This window comes from Mesorhizobium shangrilense (assembly GCF_028826155.1).
Taxonomy (GTDB): Bacteria; Pseudomonadota; Alphaproteobacteria; order Rhizobiales; family Rhizobiaceae; genus Arvimicrobium; species Arvimicrobium flavum.
The window spans coordinates 3,601,262-3,618,334 of the sequence record NZ_JAQGPN010000001.1 but is presented as its reverse complement, the minus strand read 5'-3'; the positions used below and the strand labels follow the sequence as shown (position 1 = coordinate 3,618,334).

17 protein-coding genes are annotated in these 17,073 nt (G+C 65.9%); 3 read left to right on the top strand and 14 right to left on the bottom strand.

Annotated features, from left to right (window positions below; translation table 11 throughout):
- Positions 1 to 89: 89 nt before the first annotated feature.
- The 13 genes from PD284_RS17495 to PD284_RS17435 form a co-directional block, all read right to left on the bottom strand.
- The gene (locus PD284_RS17495; RefSeq protein WP_274629437.1) at positions 90 to 836 is read right to left on the bottom strand and encodes an SDR family NAD(P)-dependent oxidoreductase; all 747 of its coding nucleotides are present in this window, start codon (positions 834 to 836) and stop codon (positions 90 to 92) included.
- A 23-nt stretch (positions 837 to 859) separates the two neighbouring features.
- Positions 860 to 2,329, bottom strand: a complete 1,470-nt coding sequence (gene purF / locus PD284_RS17490) for an amidophosphoribosyltransferase (protein ID WP_274629436.1) — start codon at positions 2,327 to 2,329, stop codon at positions 860 to 862.
- 85 nt (positions 2,330 to 2,414) lie between these two features.
- Positions 2,415 to 3,017 (bottom strand): CvpA family protein, encoded by a 603-nt coding sequence (locus PD284_RS17485; protein WP_274629435.1) that lies wholly within the window; start codon positions 3,015 to 3,017, stop codon positions 2,415 to 2,417.
- 30 nt (positions 3,018 to 3,047) lie between these two features.
- Positions 3,048 to 4,451 carry a DNA repair protein RadA gene (radA, locus tag PD284_RS17480; RefSeq protein WP_274630679.1) on the bottom strand — a complete coding sequence of 468 codons (1,404 nt, stop codon included), beginning with the start codon at positions 4,449 to 4,451 and terminating at the stop codon, positions 3,048 to 3,050.
- Between the two features lie 38 nt (positions 4,452 to 4,489).
- Entirely contained in the window at positions 4,490 to 5,986 is a 1,497-nt protein-coding gene (locus PD284_RS17475) for a replicative DNA helicase (RefSeq protein WP_274629434.1), read from the bottom strand.
- Positions 5,987 to 6,210: 224 nt separating this feature from the next.
- Positions 6,211 to 7,176, bottom strand: coding sequence for a class I SAM-dependent methyltransferase (locus PD284_RS17470; RefSeq protein ID WP_274629433.1), 966 nt, complete (start codon positions 7,174 to 7,176; stop codon positions 6,211 to 6,213).
- Between the two features lie 121 nt (positions 7,177 to 7,297).
- Positions 7,298 to 8,260 carry a small ribosomal subunit Rsm22 family protein gene (locus tag PD284_RS17465; protein WP_274629432.1) on the bottom strand — a complete coding sequence of 321 codons (963 nt, stop codon included), beginning with the start codon at positions 8,258 to 8,260 and terminating at the stop codon, positions 7,298 to 7,300.
- A gap of 4 nt (positions 8,261 to 8,264) precedes the next feature.
- Positions 8,265 to 8,588, bottom strand: a complete 324-nt coding sequence (locus PD284_RS17460) for a YnfA family protein (RefSeq protein ID WP_274629431.1) — start codon at positions 8,586 to 8,588, stop codon at positions 8,265 to 8,267.
- A gap of 141 nt (positions 8,589 to 8,729) precedes the next feature.
- Positions 8,730 to 10,040, bottom strand: a complete 1,311-nt coding sequence (locus PD284_RS17455) for an SAM-dependent methyltransferase (protein ID WP_274629430.1) — start codon at positions 10,038 to 10,040, stop codon at positions 8,730 to 8,732.
- A 137-nt stretch (positions 10,041 to 10,177) separates the two neighbouring features.
- On the bottom strand, positions 10,178 to 10,753 hold the full coding sequence (gene rplI, locus PD284_RS17450) for a 50S ribosomal protein L9 (protein WP_274629429.1): 576 nt from the start codon (positions 10,751 to 10,753) through the stop codon (positions 10,178 to 10,180).
- A gap of 192 nt (positions 10,754 to 10,945) precedes the next feature.
- Positions 10,946 to 11,194 (bottom strand): 30S ribosomal protein S18, encoded by a 249-nt coding sequence (rpsR, locus tag PD284_RS17445; protein WP_072603868.1) that lies wholly within the window; start codon positions 11,192 to 11,194, stop codon positions 10,946 to 10,948.
- Complete coding sequence (gene rpsF, locus PD284_RS17440) at positions 11,194 to 11,670, bottom strand: 30S ribosomal protein S6 (RefSeq protein WP_274629428.1); 477 nt, start codon at positions 11,668 to 11,670, stop codon at positions 11,194 to 11,196. The genes rpsR and rpsF overlap by 1 nt, the downstream gene beginning before the upstream one ends.
- Before the next feature lie 375 nt (positions 11,671 to 12,045).
- Positions 12,046 to 12,354 (bottom strand): hypothetical protein, encoded by a 309-nt coding sequence (locus tag PD284_RS17435; protein WP_274629427.1) that lies wholly within the window; start codon positions 12,352 to 12,354, stop codon positions 12,046 to 12,048.
- 134 nt (positions 12,355 to 12,488) lie between these two features.
- Between PD284_RS17435 and PD284_RS17430 the strand changes: the two genes are divergently transcribed.
- The 3 genes from PD284_RS17430 to PD284_RS17420 all read left to right on the top strand — a co-directional run bounded on the left by PD284_RS17430 (position 12,489) and on the right by PD284_RS17420 (position 15,086).
- The gene (locus tag PD284_RS17430; protein ID WP_274629426.1) at positions 12,489 to 12,983 is read left to right on the top strand and encodes a MarR family winged helix-turn-helix transcriptional regulator; all 495 of its coding nucleotides are present in this window, start codon (positions 12,489 to 12,491) and stop codon (positions 12,981 to 12,983) included.
- Positions 12,980 to 13,666: a GNAT family N-acetyltransferase gene (locus PD284_RS17425; RefSeq protein ID WP_274629425.1), complete on the top strand. Its 687-nt coding sequence runs from the start codon at positions 12,980 to 12,982 to the stop codon at positions 13,664 to 13,666. The genes PD284_RS17430 and PD284_RS17425 overlap by 4 nt, the downstream gene beginning before the upstream one ends.
- A 388-nt stretch (positions 13,667 to 14,054) precedes the next feature.
- Entirely contained in the window at positions 14,055 to 15,086 is a 1,032-nt protein-coding gene (locus PD284_RS17420; protein ID WP_274629424.1) for a hypothetical protein, read from the top strand.
- 475 nt (positions 15,087 to 15,561) lie between these two features.
- Here PD284_RS17420 and PD284_RS17415 read toward each other — a convergent pair whose 3' ends face one another.
- Positions 15,562 to 17,001 carry a tlde1 domain-containing protein gene (locus PD284_RS17415; protein ID WP_274629423.1) on the bottom strand — a complete coding sequence of 480 codons (1,440 nt, stop codon included), beginning with the start codon at positions 16,999 to 17,001 and terminating at the stop codon, positions 15,562 to 15,564.
- Between the last annotated feature and the right edge of the window lie 72 nt (positions 17,002 to 17,073).

Below are 17,073 nucleotides of genomic sequence, written 5' to 3'. Positions count from 1 at the left end.
CTGATCGCAATGGCTCGCGCACGCACACGAAACGGCACGGCGCCCGGTCGTATGCGGATGTCAGAAGCTGAACGAAGGGAAGGGGACGATTATTCCGGAGAACGGTGCGTGACGAAGCGATCGCTGACCGCCTGGTAGATCTTTCCGGTTTCCGCCAGAGTCGGGTCGGCAAGCAGGAGCACCTTCCTCGCCACGTCGGCGGGATGCGGCACGGTTTCGGGATCCTCGCCTGGAACCGCCTGTGCGCGCATGGCTGTGCGGGTGCGGCCAGGGTCGAAAGAGTTGACGCGGAGCGCCATGTTCTGCGTCTCCTCCGCCCATGAGCGGGTCATCGCCTCCACCGCCGCCTTCGAAGCGGCATAGGGCGACCAGAAGGCGCGCGAGTTGTGGGCGAGGCTCGATGTCAGCGTGATCGCGCGCCCCGCGTCGGACAGGCGTAGCAGCGGATCCACCGAGCGGATGAGCCGCCACACCGAAGTGACGTTCGTCGCCATCACCTTCTCGAAGACCTTGGCTTCGACATGCCCGATTGGCGCGATCACGCCGAGTATCCCGGCGTTTGCGACCATGATGTCGAGCTTGCCCCAGCGCTCATGAATGGCGCCGCCGAGACGGTCGATGCCGGCCATGTCGGTCAGGTCGAGTGGGACCAGAGTCGCCTGGCCCCCGGCCGCCTTGATCTCGTCGTCCAGTTCTTCGAGCCCGCCGACCGTGCGTGCGACGGCGACCACATGCGCGCCGGCCTCGGCCATGTACTTGGCGATGAAATAGCCGATGCCGCGCGAGGCGCCGGTGACGAGCGCGACGCGCCCGGAAAGATCGGGGAACGTGGTCATGAAGCTATCCCTGGTAATCGCGCCTAGTGCCCGCCGCTCGCCAGCAGCGACAGCGTGCGCACGTTGTCGGCGCCATCGTGATCGACCAGGCGCGTCGGGTACTGGGTCGAGAAGCAGGCGTCGCAGAATTGCGGCTGCTCCTCGTTGCGGCCCTCTTCGCCGACTGCCCGATAAAGTCCGTCGAGCGACAGGAAGCCGAGCGAATCGACGCGAATGAACTCGGCCATATCCTCGATCGACATGCGCGAGGCCAACAGCTTTGCCGTTTCCGGCGTATCCACGCCGTAGAAGCAAGAGGCCCGGGTCGGCGGCGAAGCGATGCGCATGTGCACCTCACGCGCGCCGGCGTCGCGCACCATCTGCACGATCTTCTGGCTGGTCGTGCCGCGCACGATGGAATCGTCCACCAGCACCACGCGCTTGCCCTCGAGGATGCGGCGATTGGCGTTGTGCTTCAGCTTCACGCCCATGTGGCGGATGGAATCGGTCGGCTGGATGAAGGTGCGGCCCACATAGTGGTTGCGGATGATGCCAAGCTCGAAGGGGAGGTTGGCTGCCTGCGCGAAGCCGATCGCCGCGGGCGTGCCCGAATCCGGCACCGGCACGACGATATCGGCTTCGACGGGGTTTTCGCGCGCAAGTTCCGCGCCGATGCGTTTGCGGACGTCATAGACGTTGCGGCCCTCGACGATCGAATCGGGGCGGGCGAAGTAGACATACTCGAAGATGCAGAAGCGCGGCTTCTGCGCTTCGAAGGGGAAATGGCTCTCGACACCCTTGGTGGTGACGACGACCATCTCGCCGGGCTTGAGGTCGCGCACGAAACGCGCGCCGATGATGTCGAGCGCGCAGGTCTCCGACGCCAGGATCCAGGCGCCGTCGAGGTCGCCGAGCACCAGCGGGCGGATGCCGAGCGGATCGCGCACGCCGATCATCTTCTTGGAGGTCAGCGCGACCAGTGAGAACGCGCCCTCGATCTGCCGCACCGCGTCGACGAAGCGCGCATTGGTGTCGCGCTCCTTGCTGGTGGCGATGAGGTGCAGGATCGTCTCCGTGTCCGAGGTGGAGGAGAAGATGGAGCCGTCCTTCTGCAGGCGGCGCTGCACCGTCATGGCATTGGTGATGTTGCCGTTGTGGGCGATCGCCAACCCGCCGTCGGCCAGCTCGGCAAAGAAGGGCTGCACGTTGCGCAGCCCCGATCCGCCGGTCGTTGCATAGCGCGTATGCCCGATCGCGCGCGTGCCTTTCAGGCGGTTGAGCACGGTTTGCTTGGTGAAGGTATCGCCGATCAGGCCGACATGCCGCTCCACATGGAACTGGTTGCCATCATACGACACGATGCCGGCAGCCTCCTGGCCGCGGTGCTGGAGGGCGTGAAGCCCCAGCGTCACGATTGCCGCGGCATCCTGCCGGCCGAAGATGCCGAACACGCCGCATTCGTCGTGGAAATGATCGTCCGCTTCCGCCAAAAGCACGTCAGCTTGGTCTGCCATTGCTTGGGTTCTCTCGCGCCCGGATCTACCGGAGCCATTGCCGCCAAACGGCTATATAGAACTCGTGGCGCAACTGCGCCAACGGTCAATTGTTCGCAGGCGCTTCGGCCGGTGGCGCCGCGTTGGTGCCGCCGTCGGCAGGGGCCGCGCCCCCATCGGCCGGCGCTTCCTCTCCATTGCCAGGCGAGAACCGGTTCAGGATCGAGTTCTCCGGATCTTCGGGCAGCATGCCCTGCAGATAGGCGCCAATGCTTTCGAGCAACGGGCGGGACTTGGCCTCGGCCACCCAGCCCGGCTGGTTTGTTCCCACCAGCCAGTTGAAGAACAGAAGCCCGACGGCAACCACCAGGATGCCGCGCGCCGCGCCGTAGAGGAAGCCGAGCGTGCGGTCGAGCGCGCCGACGCGCGAATCGATGATGAAGTCGGCGATCTTCATGGTGATGACGGTCACCACGATCAGCGCAATGACGAAAACGGCGGCCGCAGCCGCGATCATCGCCAGCTGCTCGTTGTCGATGTAGGGCTGCACATAGGGCACTACGGCCGGATAGAAGAAGAAGGCCGCTGCCGCCGCTGCCGCCCACGAGGCAATGGACAGGATCTCGCGGGAGAAGCCGCGGACCATCGCGAGCATTGCCGAGACCAGAGTGAAGCCGACGAGAACTCCGTCAAGCAGGGTGATCGGCATATAGTGGGCCTCGCTCCGCCAAATTCCGTATCAGTCGTCGTCCGGACGGCCGCGTCGAGAGCCTGCTATCCGTGCCACGAGGTCGGCCAACGTCGAAGGCTGGAAGGAGCGGCGCACCATGGCGGCCGACGTTTCCTCGAGTCCGGCAGGCATGACCGCCTGTCCAAACCCCAGCTTCTCCGCTTCCTTCAGCCGCTGTTGCGCATGCGCCACCGGCCTCACCGCCCCCGAAAGGCTGATTTCGCCGAAATAGACGCAATCGGCGGGCAGGGCAAGTCCGGTAAGCGACGACACCAAAGCTGCCGCGACCGCAAGGTCGGCGGCGGGCTCCGAAATGCGGTAGCCGCCTGCGACGTTCAGGTAGACGTCGTTGGTCGCGAATCGCACCCCGCAATGCGCCTCGAGGACGGCCAGCACCATCGACAGGCGCGGACCGTCCCATCCGACGATCGCCCGGCGGGGCGTGCCGAGCGGGGAGGGCGCCACCAGTGCCTGGATTTCCACCAGCACGGGACGTGTGCCTTCCATGCCGGCGAAGACAGCGGCTCCCGGCGCCTTCGCGTGCCGCTCGCCGAGGAATAGCTCCGAGGGGTTGGAAACTTCCCGCAAGCCGCCGTCGGACATCTCGAAGACGCCGATCTCGTCGGTCGGACCGAAGCGGTTCTTCACGGTGCGCAGGATGCGGTAGTGATGGCCCCCTTCGCCTTCGAAATATAGAACCCCGTCGACCATGTGCTCGACCACTCGCGGTCCGGCGATCTGGCCTTCCTTTGTCACGTGCCCGACCAGCACCACGGCGGATCCCGTGGACTTGGCATAGCGGATCACCGACTGCGCCGACGCACGCACCTGGGTCACCGTACCGGGCGCGGAATCCGCCAGATCCGTCCACAGCGTCTGGATCGAATCCAGGATCACCAGGTCGGGACGTTTTCCTTCGGCAAGCGTGGCGAGGATGTCCTCGACATTGGTCTCGGCGGCCAGTTCCACCGGCGCGGAGGCCGCACCGAGCCGCTGCGCGCGCAGCCTCACCTGGGCGACCGCTTCCTCGCCCGAAACGTAGACCACCCGGTGACCGTTGCGTGCAAGCGCCGCTGCCGCCTGCATGAGCAGCGTCGACTTGCCGATGCCGGGATCGCCGCCGACAAGAAGCGCCGAGCCGCGGACGAAGCCGCCGCCCGTGGCGCGGTCCAGCTCCCCGATCCCCGAAACGATGCGCGGAGCGTCCTCGATTTCGCCCGACAGGCTGGCGAGGGCGACCGGACGTCCCTTCCGCGAAGAGCGCAGACCACCCGGGCCGCCGCCTATGCCGCCGCCAGACGGGCCTTCCTCGACGATCGTGTTCCACTCGCCGCACGCGTCGCACTTGCCTGCCCAGCGATTTGAGACCGCGCCGCAGGACTGGCAGATGAAGGTGATGCGGGGTTTAGCCAGGGTTTAGCCCTCCCTGCGTGGGGAGGGACGACGAGCGATCACTCAATTCCAAACCTCTCTGGCAGGTGATGCTCCTCTGCCAGGTCGAAGAAGCGCGTGAACTCGCCCTGGAAGCCCAGCGAAACCGTGCCGGTGGGGCCGTGGCGCTGCTTGGCGACGATGCATTCGGCCTTGCCGCGCGAATCGTTCATCTCGCCTTCCCACTTCAGGTGTTCTTCGGTGCCGGGCTTCGGCTCCTTGTTCTTCAGGTAGTACTCCTCGCGATAGACGAAGAGCACCACGTCGGCGTCCTGCTCGATCGAGCCCGATTCGCGCAGGTCCGAGAGCTGGGGACGCTTGTCCTCGCGGTTCTCGACCTGACGCGACAGCTGCGACAGCGCGATGATGGGCACGTTGAGTTCCTTGGCGAGCGCCTTCAGGCCGGTGGTGATCTCGGTGATCTCCTGCACGCGGTTCTGAGAGGCCTTGGCGCTCGATCCCTGCATCAGCTGGATATAGTCGATGATGATCAGGTCGAGCCCGCGCTGCCGCTTCAGACGCCTGGCCCGCGCCGCCAGCTGGGCGATCGAGATGCCGCCTGTCGAATCGATGAACAGCGGGATCTTCTGCAGCATCTGGGTGCAGCCGACCAGCTTCTCGAAATCGGATTCGGTGAGGTCGCCGCGCCGGATCTTCGAGGAGGGAACCTCGGCCTGCTCGGAGATGATACGGGTAGCGAGCTGCTCCGACGACATTTCGAGCGAGAAGAAGCCGACGACGCCGCCATTGGCCGCCTTGAACGAGCCGTCGGCCTGTTGGGCCGGCTCGTAGGCATGCGCCACGTTGAAGGCGATGTTGGTGACCAGCGAGGTCTTGCCCATGCCGGGGCGTCCGGCGAGCACGATCAAGTCGGACGGCTGCAACCCGCCCATGCGCGCATCGAGGTCGCGCAGGCCGCTCGCGATGCCGGAAAGGTGGCCATCGCGCATATAGGCAGCGCTGGCCATGTCGATCGCCGTCTTGATCGCGTCCGAAAAACTCTCGAAGCCGCCGTCGTAGCGGCCGGTCTCGGCCAGCTCGAAAAGTCGGCGCTCCGCGTCCTCGATCTGCTCTGCGGGGGCCATGTCTACGGGGGCGTCGTAGGCGATGTTGACCATGTCCTCGCCGACGGTGATCAGCGCGCGGCGGGTCGCCAGATCGTAGATCGCACGGCCGTAGTCGACTGCGTTGATGACGGTCACCGCCTCGGTGGCAAGCCGCACGAGATAGTGGGCTACAGTGATGTCGCCGACCTTCTCGTCGGCCGGCAGGAAGGTTTTCAGCGTGATCGGCGTCGCGATCTTGCCCATGCGGATGAGCTGCGCGGCGACTTCGAAGATCTTGCGGTGCAGCGGCTCGTAAAAATGCGCCGGCTTCAGGAAGTCGGAGACGCGATAGAAGGCGTCATTGTTGACGAGTATGGCGCCGAGCAGCGCCTGCTCCGCCTCGATATTGTTCGGCGCCTCGCGGTGCAGCGGCGCTTCCGCCACGCTGAGTTTACGTGCTGCTTCTGCCATATCTTCCCGTCACCCTGCCCCAGGGTCTCGCCTAGCAGATGCGCTCGCAGGAGGGGCGATTTTCGCTCGCCGAATCCCGCAATTCACAACGAAACGACATCCATCCACAGGAGGATCGCTACGTACCTTGAAACCGATTGACTCGCGCGTGGAATCTACTCACGGACGCAGAACGGAGCAAGAACATTCTTCGCATACGGCGAAGTCACCCTTGCCGATCAGGGTCAGGACAGCCTGTCGCGCAAATGTCGCAACGCGCGGCGAAGCGGACCCCGTATCCAGGGGTAGCGGGGCGTCGGCGCGGGCGGCTGCGTAACCGGCGTGTCCGGGATCGCCCCATACCCGGGGATGATGCGTCGCAAAGCCGTCGGATCCGCCGCGGCGACGCATGTGTTCCGACCGTGGGTGGTCGCGTTGAGCAAGTCGAGCAACTGCGCGCGTGAGGGATCGTGCTCGGAAATGTAGCCATCGATGCATCCGAGGAAGCTGACTTCGCCCAACCCGGCCATGGTCAGCGCCTTCAACAGCGTCTCGCGGCTATACGGACGCTCCAATGTCCTGGTTTCGAGCATGACGTCCAGATATTCCGTCCGGATAGGGCCTTGCCGGTTCTCGCCCTCGACGATCAGTGCGACGCCGCCCTCCTTCAATCCCTCGCGAATGTGCTCGAGCGCCGTAACGGGGTCGAAGAAGTGATGAAGGCACGATTCCAGAATGACGGCATCGAAGCTGCCCTGGCGTGAAGCGGGCAATGGCGTCGTCTCGATGTCCAGCACCTCGAATTCGGCGGCGCCAGCGGCATAGACATGCGGATCGCGCTCGATCCTCTTGCGTGCCAGTTCGATGAAGTCGGCGGAGATGTCTATCCCGTAGACGTCGTATCCAAGTCGCGAGAGCCAGTGCGACAGCCAGCCGCCGCCACAGGCGACGTCAAGAATGCGGGCTTCCCGGGGAAGGGCGAGAAGCCGTACTGCGTTGGAAAAGTTTGCGATGTAGGAGACCGATTCGATCAGGCTTCCTGTCGGGTCTTCCGGTGTGATCGGCAACAGCGGCTTCGCGAAGGACATGTGCTCCACGGTCGAGCGATCATACTTCGTAAAATAGCTCTGAAGGTATTCTCGAGCTCCTTCCTTCCAGTCCAACTCGGGAAGATCGCGGTTGATCTCTTTCAGGAGCTGATCTTTGTCCATGGTTCGCCGAGGCTCATTGCAGGTGCAAGGTTGGAGGGGTCCGAGTCATAGGCGAAGCGGGTGTGCGCGCGCAACGGCATCGGCGCCGAAACGCGATGCATCTCGCTGCCAGGATTTCGCCCTAAAGCGCGTCGCCCCAATCGGCGCGTCTTGCGTCGCGGTAGGCTTGCCCGTCACGCTTGGTCAGCAGCCGTTCGCAAGCGCTTCCGTCCAGGCTGCAGAGCTTCAGCCGGACCCGACCGGAGGCCGTCCGCGGCGGCGCGATGACGCGGGCGCGGGGGAGCGACGGCTGAGGGGCGCGTGACGCCGCCAGGTAGACGAATTTTTCCTCCTCCCACGGGGCCTCGGCGCCCTTGGCGAGGCGATGCACGCGCGAGCGCGCAACCTTGCGTGAGAAATGGCACCAGTCGGGCTCGGTGATCGGGCAGGATGCCATGTGCGGGCATGGGGCAACGATGTGCGCTCCTCCCGCGATCAACTGCTCTCGGACGGCGAGGATGCGCTTCCAGCCGGCCGGCGTGCCGGGCTCGACTACCATGAGGACGCCTGCCGTCAATGACCAGAGGCGCTCGATGAGAGGAGCGATCGCCCGGGATGGTAACTCATCGAGGACATAGGCGATGCTGACGAGATCGGCCGGGGCGAGATCGCGCAGTCCGCTTGAAACGTCGCCAGCTAGCCATTGCGCGGCGACCGGATGTGCGGTTGCCAGGCGCGCGCCCGTGGCGAGCGCCGGCGCGCTGCCTTCCACCAGCGTGGCGCTGGCAATTGTCGGCCAGCACGCTCCGGCTGCCCAGAGCGCGGTGCCGGGTCCTGCGCCCACATCCAGAAACGTCTTCGGCTCGAAGTCCGGCAGGACCTCGCGGGCGGCGTCGAAGCTCGAGCGTACTGCCGCGTAGGTCGCTGGCATGCGCGTCGCGAGGTAGGCCTTGACGGCCAGTTCCTCGTCGAGATGCATCGTGCCGTCCTGTGTCTCGGCCCGATAGCGCGTGGAAAGGCGGGTGGCCGCGCGTTGCAGATCGCTGAGGGAAATGCCATCGAGCACTGCGTCAATTGCCGCTCTGAGCGGCGCCGGGAGTTCCATCGTCCTAGACGCTCCGTGGCGCGGCGAAGATCACCGTGGCGCCAACAAGGCAGATCGCGGCCCCGATGACGTCCCAGCGGTCCGGCCGCAGGCCTTCGGCAGCCCAAAGCCACCCCAGAGAGGCGACAATGTAGATTCCGCCATAGGCGGCGTAGGTACGGCCTGCGGCGGGAGAATCTGCGAGCGAGAGCAGCCAAGCGAAGAGGATCAGAGAGGCGATGCCGGGCAGCAGCCACAGAGGCGACTTGTCCAGGCGCCACCATGCCCAGAACGCAAAGCAGCCGGCGATTTCCGCCAGTGCGGCGGCGATGAAGAGGGGGTAGGTCATGGTTGGTCCGGGTTGCGGCGGGCTGGCGTCTGGCTAGGGCCTGCTGTGAAACAGGTCAAGCCGGCGAGCTGCTGCCGGACGTGGTTCGGAGCGACCGCACAAGACACGACGGCGCCGCCGTGTGTGCGCGCCGGTCCGCCGCTAATCCTTCCCCGAGACCCGCCGGCCCGTCCGGCGCTTGGCGGGTGCTGCTTCCGTCTCCTCCGCCAGAGATCCACCGTGCGCCATCTCGTGCATCGAAAGCGCCTTCTCGCATTTCTCTATGTAGCTGCGGGTCACTGGCAGCACGTCGTTCCTCTTGGTGAGCTGGATCTGGAAGACCATCAGGTCCTGCCAGCGGAAAGCCGCTTCCGAGCCGGACAGATAGAATTCCCACATGCGGCAGAAGCGTTCGTCGTAGATCTCCCTTGCGCGGTCGCGGTTGGCGAGGAACCGATCCCGCCAATGTTTCAGGGTGTCGGCATAGTGGAGCCGCAGGATCTCGACATCGTCCGTCATGAGGCCGGCTTTCTCGATGGCCGGGAAGACCTCGGAAAGGGCAGGGATGTAGCCGCCCGGGAAGATGTACTTCCGGATGAACGCCGCGGTGGCGGTCGGCGGTCCGAACCGGCCGATGGCATGGAGCACCATGACGCCGTCGGGCTTCAGCAGCGTCGCGCATTTGTCGAAGAAGGTGCGGTAGTGGTTGACGCCGACATGTTCGAACATGCCGACCGAGACGATGCGGTCAAACCGCTCGTTGAGATCGCGGTAGTCGCGGATCTCGAAATGCGCGCGATCCTCCAGGCCCGCCGCTTGCGCCCGCTGGGTCGCAACCCCATGCTGTTCGGTCGAGAGGGTGACGCCGAGCACCTCCGCTTCGAATGTCTTGGCGAGGTAGAGGCCGAGACCGCCCCATCCGCTGCCTATGTCGAGCACGGTCTGCCCGGGCTTCAGCTTCAGCTTCGCGGCGATGTGGCGCTTCTTGGCCTGCTGCGCCTCGTCCAGCGTCATGTCGGGCCGCTCGAAATACGCGCATGAGTATTGCATGTCCTCGTCGAGGAAGAGCCGGTAGAGTTCCCCGGAAAGGTCGTAGTGGCGCTGCACGTTGCGCTTCGAGCGCGCCTGCGTGTTCACCTGCTGCAGCCGCCGGAAGGCGGCGCGCAGGCCCTCGAACGCACGCGTCCATGCCGTGTCGACAATTCCGGTCGGTCCGATGGCCTGGTTGACGATGCGCAGGAAGCCGAACACGTCGCCTTCGAGGAAGTCGATTTCGCCGTCCATGAAGGATTCGGGCAGGCCGAGACTGGGATCGATGGTGATCGCCCGCTCTGCGTGCCGGGTCTTGATATGCAGGTGGACCGGCGGACCGCTCCCGTCGCCGAAGGTCGTTGTCGACCCCTTCGGTCCGGTAACCTTGAGATTTCCCGTCTTGACCAGGCGACGGATCACGCGCTCAAGCAGAATGTTCATCAGAAGGCACTCAACAAAGTAAGGCTATCTTACCTTATCCTGCGTCATTCTAACGCAACGGGAAATGCGCCAGAACAATAAAAAACCCGGGCGCGAGGCCCGGGTCTTTAGTCCAGTTACGGAATTGGTGGGCGAGCTTACGCTTCCTCGCCTTCGTCGGCGTTCGGGTCGAAGAAGCTGTCCGGTCGCGCGTTCTCGTTGATGTCCTCGCCGTAGATCGCCTCGGCGGTGGTGAGCGTCTCGCCCTGGGCCTGACGCTCCGCCTCTTCGGCGCTGCGTGCGATGTTGAGCGTGATCGTGACCTCGACCTCCGGATGCAGCGCGATCGCCACCTTGTTGAGGCCGATCGTCTTGATCGGATGATTGAGTTCGACCTGGTTGCGAGCGACGGTGAAGCCCTCGGCGCTCAGCAGATCGGAAATGTCGCGCGTCGACACCGAGCCGTAGAGCTGGCCGGTCTCGCCGGCGGTGCGCACCACGACAAATGCCTTGCCGTCGAGGCTCTCGGCGACCTTCTCCGCGTCCGACTTGCGCTCCAGGTTGCGGGCTTCAAGCTGGGCGCGCTGGCCTTCGAATTTCTTCTTGTTGGCTTCGTTGGCGCGCAGCGCCTTGCCCTGCGGCAGCAGGAAGTTGCGGGCGAAGCCGTCCTTCACCCTGACGGTTTCACCCATCTGGCCAAGGCGCGAAATGCGTTCGAGAAGAATGACTTCCATTGTGAATCTCCACAGTTGCCATAGTTGGCGGAATTGGAGACAGGCTGGAAGCAAGGGGCGTTTCCGCCGATTTCGCTGTCCTGCCTGTCGCGGCAGTTAGGAGCCGCAGCTCCAACTCGGATATTGAATGCTCAACCTCGGCGCCGATCGCCGGGGATGGGTTGCGGGCGGCCAGGCCGCCCGCAGGAAGCCTTACTTCACCACGTAGGGCAGAAGGCCGAGGAAGCGGGCGCGCTTGATCGCCTGGGCGAGCTCGCGCTGCTTCTTCTGGCTGACCGCCGTGATGCGCGACGGCACGATCTTGCCGCGCTCGGAAATGTAGCGCTGCAGCAGGCGCACGTCCTTGTAGTCGATGCGCGGCGCGTTGGCGCCCGAGAACGGGCAGGTCTTGCGGCGGCGGTGGAAAGGACGCCGGGTCGGGATCTGGTTGATGTCGACCATTATTCGCTAGCTCCTGCTGCCTCTTCGCGCGGACGGCGCGGACCACGGTCGCCGCCGTCGCGGTCGCCAAAGCTGCGCGGACCACGGTCGCGATCGCCAAAGCCGCCACGCGGACGATCACCGCGATCGCCGAAGCCGCGCTCGGAGCGCTCTTCGCGCTTCTGCATCATGGCCGAGGCACCTTCCTCGTGCTTCTCGACCTTGATGGTCATGAAGCGCAGAACGTCTTCCGACAGACCCTGCTGGCGCTCCATCTCCTTGATGGCCTCCGCCGGCGCGGTGATGTCCATGAGCGTGTAGTAGGCCTTGCGGTTCTTCTTCACGCGGTAGGTGAGGGACTTCAGTCCCCAGTTCTCGACCCGACCGACGGAGCCGCCACCGGCAGTGATGATGCCCTTGTAGTTTTCGACAAGTGCATCGACCTGCTGCTGCGACAGATCCTGGCGGGCAAGGAACACATGTTCGTAGAGAGCCATGCTCGTCTTTGCCTTTCTTCAGTTTATCGTCTCTACCGGCGGCCCAACGGCTAAGCCTCTGCAACTTCTCTTGGATCCTTCGGTGGCCTTGCGGCCGCCCTCAGGAGAAGAAAGGCGCATGTCGAGACGGTCGAGAGCGGAGACACGGGAGGCGGACGGACTATTCCGACGCGACGAAGGCAACTTCGGGATACGAATCCCTCGGTAAACCTCCGGCCCTCCGTTCAGCCCCCAGTCGGGACCGGCAGATTGGGGCGCTCCATACAGGAGGAGATGTGGATTGGCAAGGCTTGGGAGAACCCGGACGTTTGCCACCCGCAGCGGGCTGACTTCCAGTCAATCCGGCGGCGGCGATCGCGGGATGGACGCTGTCCCTCAGATCCCGGAACCATGAAGTTCCTCGACGTCCTCGCCTTCCCACGGCGCAGGCATCTCGTCGATGGTCGCGGCGTCCTGCCCCGCATTGGCCCTGGGCAAGGGCATCCAGCATTTCAGCTCGGGCTCGGCGTAGCCGATCATATGTCCAGGATAGGAGTCGGCGGCGCGCCAGCCTTCCATGCCGAACTGGTCGGCCCGGGCCCAGTATGCGACGTCGACTTCCGCGGCTCCCTGCTCGGACGGCCTCACCGTCACCAGGATCCGGCTGCCATCCTTCGGCGCGCTCTTCATGTGATGCCAGTCCATGCGACCTTCTCCTGCGGCGTGCGCGATCCAGAATATGCAGGCAGCTGCGCGGGAGCAATGATGTCGCAACAGAACTGTGGTGGACAGGGTGTATAAGGTGTTATATAACAGGTTATGCAAATGCGAGTGAGGAAATGGTTGAGGACATCGTTCGCGGATTCGGCTTTCTCACCCTCGGGACCCGCCTAAAGCGCATCGGCGACCGGCTGCAGACCGACGCGCAGCGCATCATGGATGCATATGACGTGCCGATCCAATCCAGCCAGTACCCGATCCTGGCGGCGATCGATGGTCAGGGACCGCTGAGCATTGGCGATCTCGCGCTGGCCGTCGGAATCAGCCAGCCGGGTGTGACGCGCACCGTGGGGCAACTGGTCAGGCAGGGCCTTCTGGCGGTGGGCCCGGCCGGCAACGACCAGCGGCGTCGCGTGGTCACGCTCACGCCGGAGGGACGGCGACTGATCGAGTTTTCGCGAAAGCACGTCTGGCCGCGCATCGAGGCAGCCGTAAAGGACGTCTGCGCGGATCTCTCCGGTCCACTGCTGGGACAGCTTGGCGACATCGAGCGGCGGCTCACGGCCACGCCTCTCGATCGCCGGGCCCAGAACGGTAAAGAGGTTGCGCCATGACCGCGCACATTCTCGACCGTCCCGTGTGGAGCGCGCTGACGACGCGTCAGGCGCCATTCGCGGCGGGCGGACCGCTCGCACGCCGATACCAGCGAGGCATCATCCCTTTTGCCGCAACGGGCGGAGACGATGATGACAGCCTTCGGGCGCTGTCGGACCTGCTGGAGGGGGACGAAACGCTGGTCGTGGTGCAGACTGGCGGCGTCGTGCTGCCTCCATCCGCGGAAGCATCCGGAACCGGACGCGTCGTGCAGATGGTTGCGCAGCGCCCCATCGCGGCATCGGGCGATCCTGATATCGTAGGGCTGTCGGACGCGGATGCCGAGGACATGCTGGAACTGGCGACGCTGACGAAGCCCGGTCCGTTCACGCTGCGCGCCGCGGCGCTCGGCCAATTCTTCGGGGTCAAGGTGAACGGCAGGCTGGTGGCGATGGCCGGCGAGCGGATGAAGCAGGACGGCTTTGCAGAACTGAGCGGGGTGTGCACACATCCGGACTTTCAGGGTAAGGGGCTTGGCAGGCGGCTCTCGCTGTTTGTCGCCGGCCGCATCATGGCGCGCGGTGAGAAGCCGTTCCTGCACGCCTACGACACCAACCAGGCCGCTATCGATCTTTATGAAAGGATTGGCTTTTCCATCCGCACGACGCTCGACCTGGCGGTGATCAGGCGACGGGTCCCTTGAGCGCGGGCAGGTGCGGCAACCGCTCGATCCAGGCATCCCGGCCTGGTTCGGCCATGTGCAGTTGAAGGCTTGCCATGCTGATGACAGGTGCGGTCGCGCGATCGCCTTGATCGAATCATGGGAGGCCGGCAAAGGTCCCGGCCTCCATCGCTACGCTCACGTTTTCGCGGACATCGATCTAGCGGTAGGAATTTCCGCCGCCGGCGCCGCTTCCATGACCTCCGCCACCGCCGCCGTCACCGTCGTGGCTGGCGTGGTTGAGGGTGCTCATGCTCTTGCTGGCGCCGAAGTCCTTTCCTGAGAGGCCCTTGCCGCCGCCGTCTTTGCTGTGGCTGCCCTTGCTTTCGTAAAAGCCCTTGGCTGCGCTGCTTCGGCTAAAATCTTTGCCATGGCTGCTCTTGCCTCCGCTGAAGCCAGTGGCGGCACTGCTTCCTCCCTCATCGCCGCTTCCGCCTTCATCGCTTCCTCCGCCGCCGTCACCGCCGTCACCACCGCCGCCATCGCCGCCATCGCCGCCGTCACCGCCGCCGCCGTCGTCACCGCCGCCGCCTTCGCTGCTGCCTTCGCCGCCTTCGCCGTCACCGCCACCGCCGCCATCGCCGTTGCTGCCGCCGCCATCACCGCCGCCGTCACCGCCTTCGCCGCCGCCGTCACCGCCGCCGCCATCGCCGTTGCTGCCGCCGCCATCACCGCCGTCGTCACCGCCATCACCGCCGCCATCAGCGCCGCCGTCACCGCCTTCGCCGCCGCCGTCACCGCCGCCATCGCCGCCGCCGCCATCGCCATCGCCGCCGCCGTCACCGCCGCCGTCACCACCGTCACCGCCGCCGCCGTCACCGCCGCCGTCACCGCCGCCGCCATCGCCATCGCCGCCGCCGCCGCCGCCGTCACCACCGTCACCGCCGCCGCCGCCGCCATCGCCATCGCCGCCGCCGCCATCACCGCCGCCGTCGCCGCCATCGCCATCGCCGCCGCCGTCACCGCCGTCACCACCGTCACCGCCGCCGCCATCGCCATCGCCGCCGCCGTCACCGCCGTCACCACCGCCGCCATCGCCGCCGTCACCACCGCCATCGCCGCCGCCGCCGCCATTGCCGCCATCGCCGCCGTCACCGCCGCCGGCATCGCCGCCGTCACCGCCGCCGCCACCGCCGTCACCGCCGCCGGCATCGCCGCCATCGCCGCCGCCGCCATCGCCGCCGCCGCCGCCATCACCACCGCCGCCGTCACCACCGCCATCGCCGCCGTCGCCGCCATCACCGCCGCCGCCATCGCCGCCATCGCCGCCGGCATCGCCGCCATCGCCGCCGCCGCCATCACCGCCGCCGTCGCCGCCATCGCCATCGCCGCCGCCGTCACCGCCGCCGCTGCCATCGCCATCACCGCCATCGCCGCCGCCGTCGGTCTTGGGGCCGCTTGACTCATGGCCGCCGCCCGGGAGGGCTTCGTTCGAAGCAGGTATTGTCGCCGTCGGACGGCAGAGGATGCTCTCGATCGTTCCGTCCGGCCTGCAAGGCCCGTTCGCCGGTTGTTGGGCTGAACTCAGGCTCGTTCCAGCAAGGAGGAGGGTTATGCTTGCCGCGAGAAGATAGTGATGACGCTTCATGGGTTGCTCCGGTCATGCGCATCGACAGGCCGCCTGTGCGCGATGGCGCAAATCTATCGACGGGCCTGCATGCGCCGAAGCAACCGGCTGCGGAGAGCGCGTAAGGTTTATCCGATCGAGAAAGCGCGCATCCCGACGCGTCCGGGGAGGGCTTCACCGCCGCCGCGCAGGGGGCCGTCAGACATCGCTGTCGGGGCGGACGTCATCTTGGTGCGACAGGAGCAACGTTCGCCGAATGTCGGCGTCACGCAGAGAATTGCCCACCCCGCGCCGAACGCTGAGAGCGGCGCTACGCGTCGCGGCCGTTCTTGGCCACCTGTATGGCGGGCTTGCCGCCGCCGGGCACCACCACAAGCTGCCTGACTTTGCCTTTCTTGAAGGCGTTCAGAAACTTGTCGTAATTCTTGAAAGCGACGCAGCCATGCGACTCCGCGCGTCCGCCGCGCAGAAGATAGCTGTGCGTCAGGAAACCGTCGCGGCCGTGCTTGTTCCTGCCGTCGACGGGCAGCATGCGGATCGCTTCGACCCCGTGAAAGCGTTTCTCGCGCATCTTGAGATTGTAGGTGTGGGGCGGCGTGGGCCCATTCATCTTCACATGCGCATATCGGGGATTGTCGGCCATCTTGCCGATCCCCGAATGCGCCTCCAGCACGGAACCGTCCGGCATGTACACCTTCGCGGCGCTGATGTCGTAGACGGCGACGCCGCTGCCGGCGCGGGGACCGAAGAGATTCCTGAAAAGACCGCCGGACGGTTTGTCGGACGGGTCGTCCGGTCGCGCATAGGCGACCTTCGATTCGGCGCGGCGCGCCGGCTGGGCTTCGCGCTTCAGCTTCTCCTCGACGACATCTTCCCGCGGCCGGGCGGCAGGCTTTTGCGCGACGCTCCGATCCGGCACGCTGGCACGCGGGTCAGGCCTGACGTCGTCGTCGGTGCGCGGGCGGGCGAGCGGCACCGGCGTCGCCTCGGGCGTGTCGTCATAGTCGGGTGAGAGCGCGGTTCCGTCCGCATCGTTCTCTTCGTTGTCCTCGGCCGCGCGGGCTGCCTCGTCAACGGCAGTGGCGGCCGGCATCGTCGCCAGTGCGCCGGTCTGGCCGGCAGGCGAGGGGTCGGCGTAGGCGAGCACGGGAAGGCTTGGGGTCGCCGGAGGAACCGGAGCGAAGCGTTCCGCCATCTGACCGCCGGGCGCAGCGGCGACTGCCGCCTGCGTCGCTCGCGGTTCAGCGGCCTCCGCGGCCTGAAGCACGACGGCGAGCTTTTCTCGGGCGCGCGGATTCTCAAGCGAGACACGCTCGAACCGAGCCTTGAGGGTCGGATCGGCCACGAAGGCGACGTTCCGCTGTGTGAAGATTTCCGACCAATGCCGGCTTTTCGACTTGGCGCCGGCGGGCGGCCGTGCCGCGTCGGCTTGATCTGACGCGGTGTCTCCGGGCAGGCGAGCGGCGCGCTCCGACTTGCCTGAAATGGCTGGACGGCGCCTCGCGGCCTTTTCGGTGGGCTTCGCCTGAGAGGCCGGATTCGGCTCAGCGAAGATGGGGTGGACATAGGCGGCGGATGCAGTCGCCACGGTCGGCGACGTCAGGCCATTTGACGGAAGGTTGAGCATCACGGCGGCGCCCCAGAGCGCGAAGGCGATGCCAGCCGACGCGGCGGCCAGTTTACGCGTCACGCGGACGATGCCGGAGTTGGCATTGCCGCGGGCGACGGGCTGCGCGGTCCTGCGACTCATGTACGCCATACCAACCAACCCAATTTGCGTCCGGTGGAGCTCGGGCGCGCAGCCGCGAGATCCGGCTTCGAA